Annotated in this window: 15 protein-coding genes; 4 read left to right on the top strand and 11 right to left on the bottom strand. The window is 64.0% G+C overall.

Features of this window, described 5'->3' with window-relative positions; all coding sequences use genetic code 11:
- The first annotated feature begins 2 nt into the window (after positions 1-2).
- Positions 3-755 (top strand): slipin family protein, encoded by a 753-nt coding sequence (locus tag N430_RS15765; RefSeq protein ID WP_110637906.1) that lies wholly within the window; start codon positions 3-5, stop codon positions 753-755.
- Between the two features lie 115 nt (positions 756-870).
- Here the strand turns inward: N430_RS15765 and N430_RS15770 are convergent, their stop codons facing one another.
- Entirely contained in the window at positions 871-1503 is a 633-nt protein-coding gene (locus N430_RS15770; protein WP_110637907.1) for a LysE family transporter, read from the bottom strand.
- A 210-nt stretch (positions 1504-1713) separates the two neighbouring features.
- On the bottom strand, positions 1714-3624 hold the full coding sequence (locus N430_RS15775) for an ATP-binding cassette domain-containing protein (protein WP_110637908.1): 1911 nt from the start codon (positions 3622-3624) through the stop codon (positions 1714-1716).
- A 50-nt stretch (positions 3625-3674) separates the two neighbouring features.
- On the opposite strand from N430_RS15775, the gene N430_RS15780 reads away from it, so the two are divergent.
- Complete coding sequence (locus N430_RS15780; protein WP_110637909.1) at positions 3675-4157, top strand: TIGR02444 family protein; 483 nt, start codon at positions 3675-3677, stop codon at positions 4155-4157.
- On the opposite strand, the gene N430_RS15785 is transcribed toward N430_RS15780, so the two are convergent.
- Positions 4133-5155: an AlgP family protein gene (locus N430_RS15785; protein WP_110637910.1), complete on the bottom strand. Its 1023-nt coding sequence runs from the start codon at positions 5153-5155 to the stop codon at positions 4133-4135. The genes N430_RS15780 and N430_RS15785 overlap by 25 nt on opposite strands.
- Positions 5156-5379: 224 nt before the next feature.
- Between N430_RS15785 and N430_RS15790 the strand changes: the two genes are divergently transcribed.
- Positions 5380-6045, top strand: a complete 666-nt coding sequence (locus N430_RS15790) for an FKBP-type peptidyl-prolyl cis-trans isomerase (protein ID WP_110637911.1) — start codon at positions 5380-5382, stop codon at positions 6043-6045.
- A gap of 9 nt (positions 6046-6054) precedes the next feature.
- On the opposite strand, the gene rsd is transcribed toward N430_RS15790, so the two are convergent.
- From rsd to N430_RS15825, 7 genes are all read right to left on the bottom strand, one after another.
- On the bottom strand, positions 6055-6525 hold the full coding sequence (gene rsd, locus N430_RS15795) for a sigma D regulator (protein WP_110637912.1): 471 nt from the start codon (positions 6523-6525) through the stop codon (positions 6055-6057).
- Positions 6526-6757: 232 nt separating this feature from the next.
- Positions 6758-7264 carry a disulfide bond formation protein B gene (locus tag N430_RS15800; RefSeq protein WP_110637913.1) on the bottom strand — a complete coding sequence of 169 codons (507 nt, stop codon included), beginning with the start codon at positions 7262-7264 and terminating at the stop codon, positions 6758-6760.
- A gap of 220 nt (positions 7265-7484) precedes the next feature.
- Complete coding sequence (locus N430_RS15805) at positions 7485-8723, bottom strand: heme biosynthesis HemY N-terminal domain-containing protein (protein ID WP_110637914.1); 1239 nt, start codon at positions 8721-8723, stop codon at positions 7485-7487.
- Positions 8720-9820 carry a uroporphyrinogen-III C-methyltransferase gene (locus N430_RS15810; RefSeq protein ID WP_110637915.1) on the bottom strand — a complete coding sequence of 367 codons (1101 nt, stop codon included), beginning with the start codon at positions 9818-9820 and terminating at the stop codon, positions 8720-8722. Before N430_RS15810 ends, N430_RS15805 begins: the two co-directional genes overlap by 4 nt.
- Positions 9821-9851: 31 nt before the next feature.
- A complete protein-coding gene (locus tag N430_RS15815; protein WP_110637916.1) occupies positions 9852-10634 on the bottom strand; it encodes a uroporphyrinogen-III synthase in 783 nt (260 codons plus the stop codon).
- Positions 10631-11572, bottom strand: a complete 942-nt coding sequence (hemC, locus tag N430_RS15820) for a hydroxymethylbilane synthase (RefSeq protein ID WP_110637917.1) — start codon at positions 11570-11572, stop codon at positions 10631-10633. The genes N430_RS15815 and hemC overlap by 4 nt, the downstream gene beginning before the upstream one ends.
- Before the next feature lie 114 nt (positions 11573-11686).
- On the bottom strand, positions 11687-12430 hold the full coding sequence (locus tag N430_RS15825) for a LytTR family DNA-binding domain-containing protein (protein WP_110637918.1): 744 nt from the start codon (positions 12428-12430) through the stop codon (positions 11687-11689).
- Between the two features lie 309 nt (positions 12431-12739).
- Here N430_RS15825 and argH point away from each other — a divergent pair, with 309 nt between their 5' ends.
- Positions 12740-14134 carry an argininosuccinate lyase gene (gene argH, locus N430_RS15830; protein ID WP_027916957.1) on the top strand — a complete coding sequence of 465 codons (1395 nt, stop codon included), beginning with the start codon at positions 12740-12742 and terminating at the stop codon, positions 14132-14134.
- Positions 14135-14169: 35 nt separating this feature from the next.
- On the opposite strand, the gene N430_RS15835 is transcribed toward argH, so the two are convergent.
- Positions 14170-14832 (bottom strand): glutathione S-transferase, encoded by a 663-nt coding sequence (locus tag N430_RS15835; protein WP_110637919.1) that lies wholly within the window; start codon positions 14830-14832, stop codon positions 14170-14172.
- Positions 14833-14868: the final 36 nt, after the last annotated feature.

Genomic DNA, 14868 nt, shown 5'->3' on the forward strand with positions numbered 1-14868 from the left:
CGATGTTCATGCAAGTGGGTTTCGGTGCCGTGCTGATCGTGCTGGCCATGCTGTTGCTGTCGGCATTCCGCATCCTTCGCGAGTACGAGCGTGGCGTGGTGTTCCAGTTGGGGCGCTTCTGGCAGGTCAAGGGGCCGGGGCTGATCCTGCTGATTCCGGTCATCCAGCAGATGGTCCGGGTCGACTTGCGTACCGTGGTGCTGGATGTGCCGCCACAGGATGTGATCACCCGCGACAATGTGTCGGTGAAGGTCAATGCGGTGCTGTATTTCCGTGTGCTCGACCCGCAGAAGGCGATCATCCAGGTCGAGGACTTCCTCGTCGCCACCAGCCAGTTGGCGCAGACCACCTTGCGTGCAGTGCTGGGCAAGCACGAACTGGACGAACTGCTGGCCGAGCGCGAGCAGCTGAATCTGGATATCCGCCAGGTACTGGACGCACAGACCGATGCCTGGGGCATCAAGGTCGCCAACGTCGAGATCAAGCATGTCGACCTCAACGAGTCGATGGTCCGCGCCATCGCCCGTCAGGCGGAGGCCGAGCGGGAACGGCGGGCCAAGGTGATCCATGCCGAGGGTGAGTTGCAGGCGTCGGAGAAGCTGATGCAGGCCGCGCAGATGCTCAGCAAGGAGCCGGGGGCCATGCAGTTGCGTTACATGCAGACGCTGGGGGCGATTGCCGGGGACAAGAGCTCGACCATCGTCTTTCCGCTGCCGGTCGATTTGCTCAAGGGTCTGGTGGACAAGCAGAAATAGCTGGGGGCGCTCTGCGCCCCTTTCGCGACACAAGGCCGCTCCTACAGGAGATAGCGTTCCCTTGTAGGAGCGGCCTTGTGTCGCGAAAGGGCTGCAAAGCAGCCCCAGGGATTTGTCAGATCGGCGCCCGGCGCAAAGTGGCCAGGAAGGTGGCCGCACCAATGAACAAGCCTGCAAAGGTGCGGTTCAGACGCTTTTGCTGCTTGGGCGTGCGCAGCAGGCGCAACACCCGCGAAGCCAGCCCGGTGTAACCCGCCATCACCAGCATGTCGACGGAGATCATGGTCACGGTGATCGCGATGTACTGCGGCAGCAGCGGCGCGTGCGGGTTGATGAACTGCGGCAGCACCGCGAGCATGAACACCAGCGCCTTGGGGTTGCTGACGTTGACCAGGAAGCCACGGAACACCAGGCTCAGCGGCTTGCCGATCGGGCGCACGCCGGATTCGTCAGCCATGTCCATGGGCAGGGCGCGCCACTGCTTGTAGGCCAGGTAGACCAGGTAGCCCACGCCGAACCACTTGATGACCTGGAAGGCGGTGGCAGAAGCGGCAAGGATGGCGCCGACGCCGGCGGCAATGATGGCGATCTGCACGATCAGGCCCAGTTGCAGGCCCAGGGCATTCCAGTAGCCACGCCAGAAACCGTACTGTAGCCCGCTGGACATCGAGGCAATCGCCCCGGCACCCGGCGACAGGCTGATCACCCAGCACGCGGCAAAGAAGCCCAACCACACTTCCATCGACATCACACACCTCGCTCAACAATTGTTGCAAAACGTTAAGCTAAGGTTTTGGCGAAAAAATAACCAGCAAATTCTGCGGGCATTCTATTGCCGGTGCTGGCCTCTTCGCGGGCACGCCCGCTCCCACAGAAAAATCACCGACTTCAATGCCTGTGAAGTACCTGTGGGAGCGGGCGTGCCCGCGAAGGGGCCAGCACTGGCAACATCAATGGATCAGGACAAAGCCTCAAGCTCAGCCTGCATGCTCTCAAGCGTTTCCAGCGCTTCCATCCAGGCTTCCTCAAGCTCGCCTTCACGCTGCTTCAGCTTGGTCTGCCGAGCCAGCAGGTCGCGCAATTCATCCTTGCGCGCCGCCTCGTACACACCACCGTCACCCAGCGCAGTCTCGATCTCGGCCAACTGCGCATGCACCTGATTCAGCTCGGCCTCCAGCTTGTCGGCCGCCTTCTTGTGCGGTGCCAACTGCTGACGCAAGGCCGCTGCGGCCTGACGCTGGGCCTTCTTGTCGGTCTTGTCCGGGTTGGCCGGGGCGTTGCTGGCCGGCGCACTGCGCTGGCGGTACTCGACCAGCCAGCGGCTGTAGTCGTCGAGGTCGCCATCGAAAGTCTCGACCTTGCCATCGGCGACCAGCAGGAAGTCGTCGGTGGTGCTCTTGAGCAAGTGACGGTCGTGGGACACTACCACCACGGCACCGGCAAACTCCTGCAGGGCCATGGTCAGCGCCAGGCGCATTTCCAGGTCGAGGTGGTTGGTCGGTTCGTCGAGCAGCAGCAGGTTCGGCCGCTCCCAGGCAATCAGCGCCAGGGCCAGGCGGGCCTTCTCGCCACCGGAGAAGTTCACCACCGGCTCGTCGACGCGGTCGCCATGGAAATCGAAGCCACCCAGGAAGTCGCGCAGGGTCTGCTCACGCTCGGTCGGCGCGATGCGCTGCAGGTGCAAGAGCGGGCTGGCCTTGTCGTCCAGCGAGTCGAGCTGGTGCTGGGCAAAGTAGCCGACGGCGAGGTTTTCGCCACGCACCAGGCGGCCCGACAGCGGCTCGAGCTCACCGGCGAGGTTCTTGATCAGGGTCGACTTGCCGGCGCCGTTGGGGCCGAGCAGGCCGATGCGTGCACCCGGGACCAGCTGCAGCTTGACCTTGTCGAGGATCGCCTTGTCGCCATAGCCCAGGCGGCCTTCGGACAGGCTTAGCAGCGGGCTGGAGATTTTCTGCGATTCGCGGAAGACGAAGTCGAACGGCGAATCCACATGCGCCGCCGACAGCTCTTCCATGCGCTCCAGGGCCTTGATCCGGCTCTGCGCCTGGCGGGCCTTGGTGGCCTGGGCCTTGAAGCGGGCGATGTACTTTTCCATGTGCGCGCGCTGCGCCTGCTGCTTCTCGTAGGCCTGCTGCTGCTGCGCCAGGCGCTCGGCACGGGTACGCTCGAAGGCGGTGTAACCACCCTTGTACAGGTTGAGCTTGCGCTGCTCGACGTGCAGCACATGGTCGACCACGGCATCGAGGAAATCGCGGTCGTGGGAGATCAGCAACAGCGTGCCCGGGTAACCCTTGAGCCAGTCTTCCAGCCACAGGATCGCGTCGAGGTCGAGGTGGTTGGTCGGCTCGTCGAGCAGCAGCAGGTCGGACGGGCACATCAACGCCTGGGCCAGGTTCAGGCGCATCCGCCAGCCACCGGAGAAGTCACCGACGCGGCGGTCCATCTGCTCGTTGGTGAAGCCCAGCCCAGCCAGCAATTTACGCGCGCGGGCATCGGCGGTGTAGCCGTCGGCAACTTCCAGCTCACTGTGCAGGCGCGCCAGGGCGGTGCCGTCGTGGGCCTGCTCGGCCACGGCCAGTTCGGCCTGGACCTTGCGCAGGCGGGCGTCACCGTCGAGCACATAGTCCACGGCCAGGCGATCGAGGGTATCGACTTCCTGACGCATATGGGCAATGCGCCAGTCGCCAGGCAGCTGGCAATCGCCGGCATCGGGCGACAGCTCGCCGCGCAGCAGGGCGAACAGGCTGGATTTTCCGGCGCCGTTGGCGCCGATCAGGCCGGCCTTGTGACCGGCGTGCAGGGTCATCTCGGCGCCTTCTAGCAAGCGCTGCGGACCACGCTGTAAAGTGAGGTTGGATAGTCTGATCATAGTGGTCGCGGAGTCTACCAGCTTCCTCGGCCCGCAGCGTGAGTGGAATCATGTACACCGACCTGTGGAATCACGCCCTGGCGCTGTATGCGCGCCCGGGAGTCGAAACGGCTTGCCTGGATATTCAGGCGATGGGGGGCGACGTCTGCCTGCTGCTCTGTGCAACCTGGTTGCAGGCCCATGCAGTCGCCTTCAGTGAAGCGCGCGCCCAGGCACTGCAAGCGATTGCCGAACCGTGGCAAGACGAAGTGGTTATGCCGCTACGCAGCCTGCGCCAGCAATGGCGCACAGTCGCGCAGCACGATCCGCACCTGGCGGCGTTGCGTGAGCAGGTGAAGGGGCTGGAGTTACAAGCAGAGAAGCAGTTGCTGGAACGGCTGCAAACCTGTGCACAACAATGGCTCACAGGCTCGCTCGAGCCCACGGACGATTGGCTGGACCGGCTGGCACCGGACCAGGCCCGCGGCCACGACGCGCTGGTGAGCTTGCGCGTCGCGGCCGCAGCGCTTCAGGAGGCCGAAGACGGCGTCTGAGCTGGGGTGCTGGCGGGTGCCGAGGGAGCGGCTGGAGCTACCGAGTTGGTTGCTGGCGCACTGGCGGCTGGGGTAGCCGGTTTGGCGGCGACAGGTTTTGCTGGAGCCTTCGCTGCAGGTTTGGCTGCTGGCTTGGCGGCTGCAGGTTTGGCCGGCGCTTTGACAGCGGCAGGTCTGGCTGCTGGTTTAGCAGCTGCTGGCTTGGCTGGAGCCTTGGCGGCTGCAGGTTTGGCGGCAACAGGTTTGGCAGCTGGCTTGGCGGCAGCGGTTCTGGCCGGGGCCTTGGCTGCTGCAGACTTGGCGGCCACTGGCTTGGCAGGGGCCTTGGCAGCGGCCGTTTTTGCGGCTGGCTTGGCGGCAGGTTTGGCGGCGGCAGTTCTGGCCGGGGCTTTGGCTGCTGCAGGCTTGGCGGCCGCTGGTTTAGCTGCAGGCTTCGCAGCAGCAGCTTTCGCGGCTGGCTTGGCGGCAGGTTTGGCTGCGGCGGCGCGAGCTGGGGTCTTGGTTGCAGCCGGCTTGGCCGGGGCCTTGGCGGCAGGCTTGGCGGTGCTGCGGGCCGGTGCCTTGGCAGCAGCTGGCTTCGCGGTCTTGGCAGCCACTGCACGCTGATCGAGTGCCTTGCCAGCGGCCTCACGGACCTTGCCGACACCTTGAGCTAGTTTCAGGCTTTCCTGGGCATCGCGCTTGAGTTGCTGAATATAGGTACGCGTCTGGGTCTGGCGTTCCTTGAGCGAGTCGAGCAATGCTTCAAGTTCACCAATAACCTTTTGTGCCTTGTTCTGCGCCTTGGCTTTACCTGCCTTGGCCGAATCCTGCAACTTCAGACGACCGTTATGCAGTTTTTCCTGGGCTTTGCCGCGCTGCTTTTCCAACTTGGCCAGCAATTTCTCCGCATCAGCCAGCGCTTGCGAGCAGGCCTCTTCCAAGTGTTCGAGCAGGCTGCCCGAAAGTTGCTGGAGCAGGTGTAACGGCGTATTTACTGGCTTCTTTTTAGCCGACATGGTTTACCTCCTGGCTGACGAGATTGCGGCTCATACTATGCTTCTGCTGCTACCGCCGCTAGGGCATGTTGACAGTATTGATGGCGCCGCGTTGCATGCCTGGGCAAAGTTGTTGTCTTGCAGCTCCGTGCAAGTGTAGTTGCTTAACAAAACGTTGCTGATATTTACACATGTCGGGACAACAACGCTGGCATACTTCCCCGCTCATCGAGCTGGAGTTAGACATGCCGCGTTATCTTGCTTTCGGCCTGTGCCTGATGGCGCCATTCACCCTGGCCGCCAACGATACCGCCCCTGCCAACGATCAAGACCTGGCCTACAGCCTCGGCGCCAGCCTGGGTGAGCGCCTGCGTCAGGAAGTGCCCGGCCTGCAACTGGATGCGCTGGTCGAAGGCCTGCGCCAGTCCTATCAGGGCCAGCCATTGAAACTCGACAAGGCGCGGATGGAGGCGATTCTGCAGCAGCACGAAGAGCAGGCCGGCGCTGCCGCCGAGCAAGCTGAAGTGGCCAAGTTGCAGGCCGTGGAAACGCGCTTCATGGCCAACGAGCGGGCCCGTGCCGGCGTGCACGAGCTGCCGGAAGGCATTCTGTACAGCGAGCTGAAAGCGGGTAATGGCGCGCAAGCCAAAGCCGGCGGCAAGGTGCAGGTGCGCTATGTCGGCAGGCTGCCGGATGGTTCGGTGTTCGACCAAAACCAGCAACCGCAGTGGTTCAGCCTGGACTCGGTAATCGAAGGCTGGCAGGTCGCACTGCCACGCATGAAAGCGGGTTCGACCTGGCGCCTGGTGATCCCCTCGGCACAGGCCTACGGTGCCGAGGGCGCAGGTGACCTGATCGCGCCCTACACGCCGCTGGTATTTGAAATCGAGTTACTGGCGGTCGGCGACTGACGCCGACCTTCAGGCTTCGACCGCGCCCTCTTCCTTGTGCGCGTTGTGCAGTACCTCGATCAGGCAGTCTTCGAGTTCGAAGCGTTCGTGCAACAGGCTGCCCAACTTGCCGAGCTTCTCGGCGAAGCGCTCGGTGTCCTTGCATTCGCCCTTCTCGCAGTGGTCATTGAAGGCCAGTGCAATCTGGGTAATGTCGTTGATCCGCGGGTTGATCTCTTCGGCCAGCTTGAGCGCCTTCTCATCCCCGAATGCCTTGGCCTCGGTGACCAGCTGCTCACTGACTTCGAAGTGCCAGGCCGACACATAGTCGACCAGCACCGCGCAGAAATCGCGATTCTTGTCCTTGTCGGCAAAAGCCGGCTTGGCGTCGCGCAAGGTGCGGAAAGCCTGAACCAGCTCCTCGCGTTCCTCGAGCCAACGGTCGATCAGCTTGTGAACCCCACCCCAGCGTTCCTGGGCGTTCTGACAACTATCGAGCATGGCGATCTCTTCCCTTCTGGGTAGATGCCGCTGCACCTCGCACTACGACCGTGCAGCACAAAGGTGACATCAGCAGGACGGCATCGAGCAGTTGTGTTTTCGGTATGCGTGCTGGGAGATTATTCCCGCGCGTGCTTAGCATCAAGGTACGCAGAGGACAAAGTTCATACAAGTGTTTAATACCCCGATGCACCACCATTGGTCGCGCTATCGGCCGCCAGCCTGCGCCAGGTCAAGGATTGCCAAGCGAGCGGAAACGATACGCCAGCAGGCAGCTCAAGGGCAGCGCCGCCAGCAGCAGAAACGCCAGCAGGCTCCACTCCGGCAAGGTCAGGTCGAGGAAGCTCCAGGTCAGCGAGCGGCAATCGGGGCCGCCTAGCAGCAGTTGCCGCAAAGCTTCACGCCAGGACAGTTCGAACATGCGCCCGATGGGCAACGGGCACAGGTGACTCGCATCATTCGCGCCCTGCAACCACACATGCCGCGCCGCCAACACGGCACCGCTGGCCGCGCACAGCATTGCCGTTCGCGCGTAATGCCGAACCCCGGCAATACCCGGTGCATGCAGCGCCGCGCACAGGCAGACCAGCGCATAGACCCCCAACAATACCCGCTGGCTGAAACACAGCGGGCAAGGCACAAGCCCAAGGATACTTTCGAGATAGAAGGACGCGCCCAGCACCGCCAGCGAAGCAAGGCATGCCGGAATGAAAAGCGTGCGCAGACTGGCCGTCGGCATGGGAAGAAAGGTCCCGGGAAAGTTGAAGTGGCTTGGAACGGTAGAGGAAAGGCCGGGCTTTTTTCAAGGCACTACTGGAGTGACAAGTCGCTGTATTGCAAGGAAAGTCTCCATCCAAGCTGTAGGAAACTTCCGAAGAAGAGACTGTAGATCTAACTTATGACGCAGAACAAGTTACCAGGCCCATGAGCCCGCGCCCCTGCGCGGGCTCATGGAGCGCTTAGGCGCGTACGCCCTCTGGCAGTGGCAGTGCCAGAAGACGCTCATCGAGCAGGCCAAGGCCTTCCTCGAACAGCTGATTGCTGCGTTCGGTTTCGCCCAGGCTGGCAAGCAGGCGCGCAAGCTCGGCACAGGCTTCCGGATTGCGCTCCATGCGCAGGCTGCTTTCGAGATAGTCGCGCGCCTTGCCCCACAGGCGGTTCTGCAGGCTCAGGCGGCCGAGTGTCAGCAACAGGCTCGGGTCTTCTGGGTGGGCCTTCAGCCAGCCTTCGGCGGTCTGTAGCTGACGCGCCGGGTCATCACCACGCACCAGGCCATACAGGCGCGCCAGGTGGCTTTCGTACTCACGCTTGAGCGCAGTACGCAGTACCTGCTCGGCTTCGCCCTGGGCACCCACCTGGCGCAGCTGTTCGGCATAGGCCAGCACTAGTTGCGGCTCCTGGCGCTGGGCCGCTGTCAGCTGCTGCCAGGCGCGTTCAAGGGCCTGCCGGGCACTTTGCGAATCCTCGCCACGGGTGGTCGCCAGGCCAAGGTTCTGGCCCCAGGCGCGCTTCTCCAATGCGGCAAGCTCGTCGGCCGGCAACACTTTGCCCTTGCGCAAGTCTGGTAGCAGGCGGATCAGCGCCGACCAATCACCTTGCTCCAGGTGCAGGCGCTGCAACAGGCGAAGGACCTGGGTGTTGTGGGGATGGCGCTCCCGCATGGCCAGCAGCGTCTCCAGGGCAGCATCGCGCTCGCCACGGTCCATCTGCAGTTGCGCATGGGTCAGGGCAATGGCCAGCTCAGCCTGGGGCTGGCGTTCCAACGCGCGCTCCAGCAGGTTGTCGCTGTCTTCCTTGCGCCCCTGCTCGTTGGCGGCGCGAGCGGCACCGAGGTAATACAGCAGCGGCTGGCGCTCGGCCTCGGCGGCACGATGCAGGTGGCGCTGGGCACTGGCCCAGCGGCCCTCGGCCAGGTCCAGTTGGCCCTGCTCGATGGCGATCCGCACGCGTCGGCTGCGGTTGCGACGCGACCATGGGTTGACCACGCCACTGGAGGTCAGCACCAGGCCAACCAGGTAACGCAGCAGCAATAGCAACACGATTACGCCAGCCAGCGCTCCGAGCGCCGCCCACAATCCGGACTGGTACCGGAAACCACCGTAGGAGATCAGCACGTAACCACTGTGCTTGGCTACCGCGATGCCCAAGGCCGCGGCAATCACGATCGCCAGTACGGCCAGCAAGTAGACACGCTTCATGGCTTGCCCCCTTCTGCCTCGGCTGGCAGATGGCGGCGCTGGATGTATGCCTGCACCGCCGCCAGGCTTTCGCTCAGGTCCGGCGTCACTACCGAGACGGGCTGTTCAGCCAGCGCGTTGAGGCTGTCGAGCATCGCCTTGCTTTGCGGGTTGTCGGCATTGAAGTTGGCAAGCAGCACGCTGCGGGCATCATCCAGGGCCTGGCTGTAGACCTTGGCCTCACCATTGAGCGCAGCCCACTGCGCCTGCTCGATGGTCAGGCTCAGGGCCAGGCGCAGCTGGTTCAGCTGCTGGCCGGCCAGCAACGGCCGCACATTGTCGTCAGCGTTGAAGTCGATCTGGAAGTACTTGGAGATTTCTGCCCACCACTGCGACAGGCGACTGGCCCCATCACCCTCGGCAGTCAGCGCACCGAGCGCATCGGCGTTGCTGGCGAACTCGGGCGACTGGGCGCTGAGTTGCTGAACCAGTTCACGCTGGGCGGCGAGCTTGAGGAACAAACCGGTGCGGTCCGGCTGCTGGGTGCTGTTGAGCGTGGCCAGGCTGCGCGCCAGTTGCTCGCGGGCAGCAAAGGCGCCCGGGTCGCTCTGTTCGCGGAGGATTTCGTCGGCGCCTTCGACCAGGGCCTTGGCGCTGGTGATGTCCTGCAGCGCCGACAAGCGCAGGGTAGCCAGGCGCAGCAGGTGCTCGGCCTCGGCCAGGCGCCACTCCTTGCGGCTTTCGCCGAGTACGGTTTCCAGACGCTGGCTGAGACGCTGCTGGTCGCCTTGCAGCTGCGCCACCAGGCGGCGGCGGTCTTCCAGCTCGCTGGCGGCCGGCAGGCTGGCCAGTTGTGCACTGATCTGCTGCTCACGCTGCTGCAATGCCGCAGCGCGCTGGCTGAGGGCTTCAAGGTGCTGGCCCTGGTTCACTTCACTGCCTTGCAGCTGCCGCACCTGCCAGACACCCCAACCCCCTACCGCAACCCCGGCCGCACCCAGCAACAGCGCCAGCACGGCCAGACCACTGCCAGAGCGCTTTACAGGCTTGTCGGTGACGGGTTGCGTCGGCGCTTGCGCCGACGGCTGATCATTGTTGGACAAGACAGTTTCGCTCACGTATCCATCCTTTGCATGGGGGCGCCTCGCGCTAGTGCGAAGCGCCTTGAGAGGCAGGTGCAGCGCTGCGCTGCACGGCTGCCAGCAAGGCCGTGGCACTCGCGCCACGGCAATCCACAACCTGTTGGGCCCCGGCGGCCCGGGCCTGTTCGGCGACCCGCGGGCTGGGCACGAACAACGGCAGGCTGGCTACCCGCGGCCAGTCGGCGGCGGCCATCTGCTGCAAATGTTCAAGACCCTGCCCACTGCTGACCACCAGGCCATTGAGGCGTTCCGCTTCTATGCGGCGCATCAGCGTGCCCGCCGGGTACTCCGGCAGACAGCGGCGATACAGTTCCAGATATTCGACACTAGCACCTTGCTCTGCAAGACGCTCGGCCAGCAGTTCGCGACCTCCGACGCCACGCACGATCAGCACGCGCGCTCCAGGCGCCGCAATAGCCTGGCGCAGGGCCGGGAGCGCGAGCAAGGCCTCGCTATCGTCACCCAGCCCGGGAAATGTCACCTGAAGGCCCGCGCCCTGCAACACCGCCGCCGTTGCCTCGCCCACGGTAAACCAGCCTGCAGACGGTGCTTGCAGGCCAGCGCGCTGCAACTGCTCAAGCAGCAGCCGGGCCGCCGGTTTGCTGACCACGATGAACGCCTGGTACTGCGCCAGCCCGGCCAGCTGTTGACGCTGCTCAACAGCCAGCGTGACAGGCTCGATGGCCAGCAACGGCAAGCTACTGCTGGCCACACCGGCAGCGGCCAGGCTCTGCGCCAGTGCCGCGCAGTCCTCGACAGGCCGGGTCAGCAACAGGCGCCAGGGGCTCACGGATGCCCGGCCTCACCGTAGACTTCCTTGAGAATGGCTTCGGCGCCTTGGCCCAGCAGGGCTTCGGCAACCTGCACGCCCAAGGTTTCGGCAGCCTCACGCGGTGCGCGCGCATCCGCCACCAGCAGGGTACCGCCGCTTGGCTGGCCCACCAGGCCGCGCAGCCACAGCTGATCGCCTTCGAGCACCGCATAGCAGGCGATCGGCACCTGGCAGCCACCGTTGAGGCGCTTGTTCAAGGCACGCTCGGCGATGACACGGTCGGCGGTATCGGCATGGTGCAGCGGCGCCAGCAGCGCGTGGATTTCAGTGTCGGCGCTGCGGCACTCGATGCCCACCGCGCCCTGGCCACCGGCTGGCAGGCTGTCGTCGACGCTGATGGTATCGGTGATGCGGTCCTCGAAGCCCAGGCGGATCAGGCCCGCTGCGGCGAGGATGATGGCGTCGTATTCACCGGCATCGAGCTTGGCCAGGCGGGTGTTGACGTTGCCGCGCAGGAAGTGGATTTTCAGGTCCGGCCGGCGTGCCAGCAGCTGGGCCTGGCGGCGCAGGCTGGAGGTGCCGACGATGCTGCCGGCCGGCAGGGCGTCGAGGCTGGCGAAAGTATTGGAGACGAAGGCGTCGCGCGGGTCTTCGCGCTCGCAGATGCAGTACAGGCCCAGGCCTTCGGGGAAGTCCATGGGCACGTCCTTCATCGAATGCACGGCGATGTCGGCTTCGTTGTCCAGCAGCGCTGTTTCCAGCTCTTTGACGAACAAGCCCTTGCCGCCGATCTTCGCCAGCGGTGCATCGAGCAGCTTGTCGCCGCGGCTGACCATGGGTACCAGGGTCACCAGCAGACCGGGGTGGGCCTGCTCGAGGCGGGCTTTGACGTATTCGGCCTGCCACAGGGCCAAGGCACTTTTACGGGTGGCAATGCGGATTTCGCGAGTGGACATGAAACGCCCCGATCCAGAGAAATGCCGCTGATGATAACAGCATCACCGGCATCGCTAGCAGATGTGGGTCAGGATCCAGTTGTGGCCTGTACCGGCGAGAACGCCGGTACTGCGTCAAAGGGTCTGCATCATCTTGCGCACGCCCGCCACATGCCTGCGGCTGACGGTGAGTGCATCGCCGTCAAGGCCCTTGAGGAACAGCTGGAAGTGCCCCAATGGCGTGCGTTGCAGGCGTTCGATGCGTTCGCGCGCGACCAGCGCATTGCGGTGGATGCGCACGAAGCGCTCGCCGAACTCGTCCTCCAACGCCTTGAGCGGCTCGTCCAGCAGCACCTCCCCGGCTTCATGGCGCAAGGTCACATACTTGTGATCAGCAATGAAATAGATCACCTGGGGCAACGGGATCAGCTCGATCCCTTTGCGCGTGCGCGCACTGATATGGCTGCGCGGGCCGCCGCCTTCGCTGCCAGGCCGGGTCAACGCCGCCAGCTGACCACGATTGGGCTTCTCGGCCTTGCGCAAGGCATCGCGCAGGGCCTGGGGCTGGATCGGCTTGGTCACATGGCTGAGGGTGCTGTCCTTGAATGCCTCGGCACCGTATTCATCATCGCCGGTACAGAACACCACCGACGGTGGTGCCTCGCGCTCGCATAAGCGAGCGGCGACCTGCAGGCCATCCAGGCCTGGCATGCCGATGTCCAGCAGGACCACATCGGGCTTGAGGCTTTCGATCAGTGTCAGAGCCTCCTCGCCGTTGGTGGCGCTGGGCTCCAGCACGGTGTAGCCCTCCAGTTCAGCGAATAGCCGTGTGAGGCGTTCACGGGCTTGGGGTTCGTCATCAACGATCAGGACATTCATAATTGCTCTGGATTCCTGAGTGAGTCTCGCACAGGTATAGCGTAGACAAGAGCAGGTCGAGCGACACTGCGGTCACGCTCTAGACCGATACGAAGGCCAAAGATTCACTGAGCCGGCAGAATAGCTGCCAGTCCTCTGTCCAACTGTAGACGGTCCGTGGAACACTGCCGTTCAATCGTTGAATATCGTCTTCGCCCATCTTTACCGATGTTTTCCACCGGTTTCTGTCGACCGACGTCCTGCGGTGTCAGGCCCAACCCTGCTATTATCGGCGCCACTTTTTCGTTCACGCCTGCATAGAGTGAATCCATGAGCACCGACAAGACCAATCAGTCCTGGGGCGGCCGCTTCAGTGAGCCCGTCGACGCCTTCGTCGCCCGCTTCACCGCCTCGGTCGACTTCGACAAGCGCCTGTACCGCCACGACATCATGGGTTCGATCGCCCACGCCACCATGCTGGCGCAGGTCGGCGTTCTCAGCGATGCCGAGCGCGACACCATCATCGATGGCCTGAAAACCATCCAGGGCGAAATCGAGGCTGGCAGCTTCGACTGGCGCGTCGACCTCGAAGACGTGCACATGAACATCGAAGCACGCCTGACCGACCGCATCGGCATCACCGGCAAGAAACTGCACACCGGCCGTAGCCGCAACGACCAGGTGGCCACCGACATCCGCCTGTGGCTGCGTGACGAGATCGACCTGATCCTGGCCGAGATCACCCGCCTGCAGCAGGGCCTGCTCGAGCAGGCCGAGCGCGAAGCCGAAACCATCATGCCGGGCTTCACCCACCTGCAGACTGCCCAGCCGGTCACCTTCGGCCACCACCTGCTGGCCTGGTTCGAAATGCTCAGCCGCGACTACGAGCGCCTGGTCGACTGCCGCAAGCGCGCCAACCGCATGCCTTTGGGCAGCGCTGCACTGGCCGGCACCACCTACCCGATCGACCGTGAACTGACCTGCAAGCTGCTGGGCTTCGAAGCCGTGGCCGGCAACTCGCTGGACGGCGTTTCGGACCGCGACTTCGCCATCGAATTCTGCGCCGCCGCCAGCGTGGCGATGATGCACCTGTCGCGCTTCTCCGAAGAGCTGGTGCTGTGGACCAGCGCCCAGTTCCAGTTCATCGACCTGCCTGATCGCTTCTGCACCGGCAGCTCGATCATGCCGCAAAAGAAGAACCCGGACGTTCCGGAGCTGGTGCGCGGCAAGAGCGGCCGTGTCTTCGGCGCCCTGACCGGCCTGCTGACCCTGATGAAAGGCCAGCCGCTGGCCTACAACAAGGACAACCAGGAAGACAAGGAGCCGCTGTTCGACGCCGCCGACACCCTGCGCGACTCGCTGCGTGCCTTTGCCGACATGATCCCGGCGATCAAGCCCAAGCACGCCATCATGCGCGAAGCGGCCCTGCGCGGTTTCTCCACCGCTACCGACCTGGCCGACTACCTGGTCCGCCGCGGCCTGCCGTTCCGTGATTGCCACGAGATCGTCGGCCACGCAGTGAAGTATGGCGTCGACACCGGCAAGGACCTGGCCGAGATGAGCCTGGACGAGCTGCGCCAGTTCAGCGACCAGATCGAGCAGGACGTATTTGCCGTGCTGACCCTGGAAGGCTCGGTGAACGCCCGTAACCACATCGGTGGTACCGCGCCGGCCCAGGTGCGTGCTGCCGTGGTGCGTGGCAAGGCCCTGCTGGCTTCGCGCTGATCAAGAACCTGGGGCCGCTTGGCGGCCCCAGTCATTCAGCGCTTGCCGCTGCGAATCATCTCCATGAAGGCCGGCATCGAGGCCTCCTTGTCCGCTACGATCCGCGCCATGTGCGGGTTTTCGCCCATCAATTGCAGCAACGCCTTGGCCTGCGGGAAGTCCGCCAGGAAGTCGATGCCCAGCACTTTCTTGCCTACTGCGCACGCCAGGTCCACCGAGAAGCAGAACATCAGGTCGGCTACCGTCAGTTGCTCACCCGCCAGATAAGGCGCAAACCGCCCGTTGCGCTTGAGCGTGGCAAAGCCTGCCAGCAGCTCAGTACGCGCACGCTCCTTGATCAACGGCTCGACCGCCGCGCCAAAGAACGCCTCCGGGTAACAGGTCCGCGCCGGCAGCTCGATGTACAGTTCGATTTCCTTGAGCAGTTCGCGCACCTTGGCCTGGCCGAACGGGTCGCTCGGCAGCAGCGCCTTGCCACCCTGGGTCTGCTCGATGTAGTCGAGGATTACACTGGTTTCGCTGAGGAAGCCGTGTTCGGTTTCCAGCACCGGCACCTTGCCCCGTGGGCTGACTTCCAGCGCATGCGGTGCCTGCCCACCGTAGAAGGTGACTTCCTCGAAAGGCAGGCCTTTCTCCAGCAGGGCCAGCTTGACCATGTTGTAGTAGTTGCTGACCGAGAATCCGTGAAGCTTGAGCATGGGGTTACAGCCTCCAGGCCGTGTGGGGATGGCTCG

It is taken from the genome of Pseudomonas sp. CC120222-01a (assembly GCF_003097235.1).
Classification (GTDB): Bacteria; Pseudomonadota; Gammaproteobacteria; order Pseudomonadales; family Pseudomonadaceae; genus Aquipseudomonas.

Excerpts from the sequence above, each read along its gene's own strand:
- N430_RS15765 (WP_110637906.1), top strand. The coding sequence starts at position 3 with ATGTTCATGCAAGTGGGTTTCGGTGCCGTGCTGATCGTGCTGGCCATG.
- N430_RS15770 (WP_110637907.1), bottom strand. The coding sequence starts at position 1,503 with ATGTCGATGGAAGTGTGGTTGGGCTTCTTTGCCGCGTGCTGGGTGATC.
- N430_RS15775 (WP_110637908.1), bottom strand. The coding sequence starts at position 3,624 with ATGATCAGACTATCCAACCTCACTTTACAGCGTGGTCCGCAGCGCTTG.
- N430_RS15780 (WP_110637909.1), top strand. The coding sequence starts at position 3,675 with ATGTACACCGACCTGTGGAATCACGCCCTGGCGCTGTATGCGCGCCCG.
- N430_RS15785 (WP_110637910.1), bottom strand. The coding sequence starts at position 5,155 with ATGTCGGCTAAAAAGAAGCCAGTAAATACGCCGTTACACCTGCTCCAG.
- N430_RS15790 (WP_110637911.1), top strand. The coding sequence starts at position 5,380 with ATGCCGCGTTATCTTGCTTTCGGCCTGTGCCTGATGGCGCCATTCACC.
- rsd (WP_110637912.1), bottom strand. The coding sequence starts at position 6,525 with ATGCTCGATAGTTGTCAGAACGCCCAGGAACGCTGGGGTGGGGTTCAC.
- N430_RS15800 (WP_110637913.1), bottom strand. The coding sequence starts at position 7,264 with ATGCCGACGGCCAGTCTGCGCACGCTTTTCATTCCGGCATGCCTTGCT.
- N430_RS15805 (WP_110637914.1), bottom strand. The coding sequence starts at position 8,723 with ATGAAGCGTGTCTACTTGCTGGCCGTACTGGCGATCGTGATTGCCGCG.
- hemC (WP_110637917.1), bottom strand. The coding sequence starts at position 11,572 with ATGTCCACTCGCGAAATCCGCATTGCCACCCGTAAAAGTGCCTTGGCC.
- N430_RS15825 (WP_110637918.1), bottom strand. The coding sequence starts at position 12,430 with ATGAATGTCCTGATCGTTGATGACGAACCCCAAGCCCGTGAACGCCTC.
- argH (WP_027916957.1), top strand. The coding sequence starts at position 12,740 with ATGAGCACCGACAAGACCAATCAGTCCTGGGGCGGCCGCTTCAGTGAG.
- N430_RS15835 (WP_110637919.1), bottom strand. The coding sequence starts at position 14,832 with ATGCTCAAGCTTCACGGATTCTCGGTCAGCAACTACTACAACATGGTC.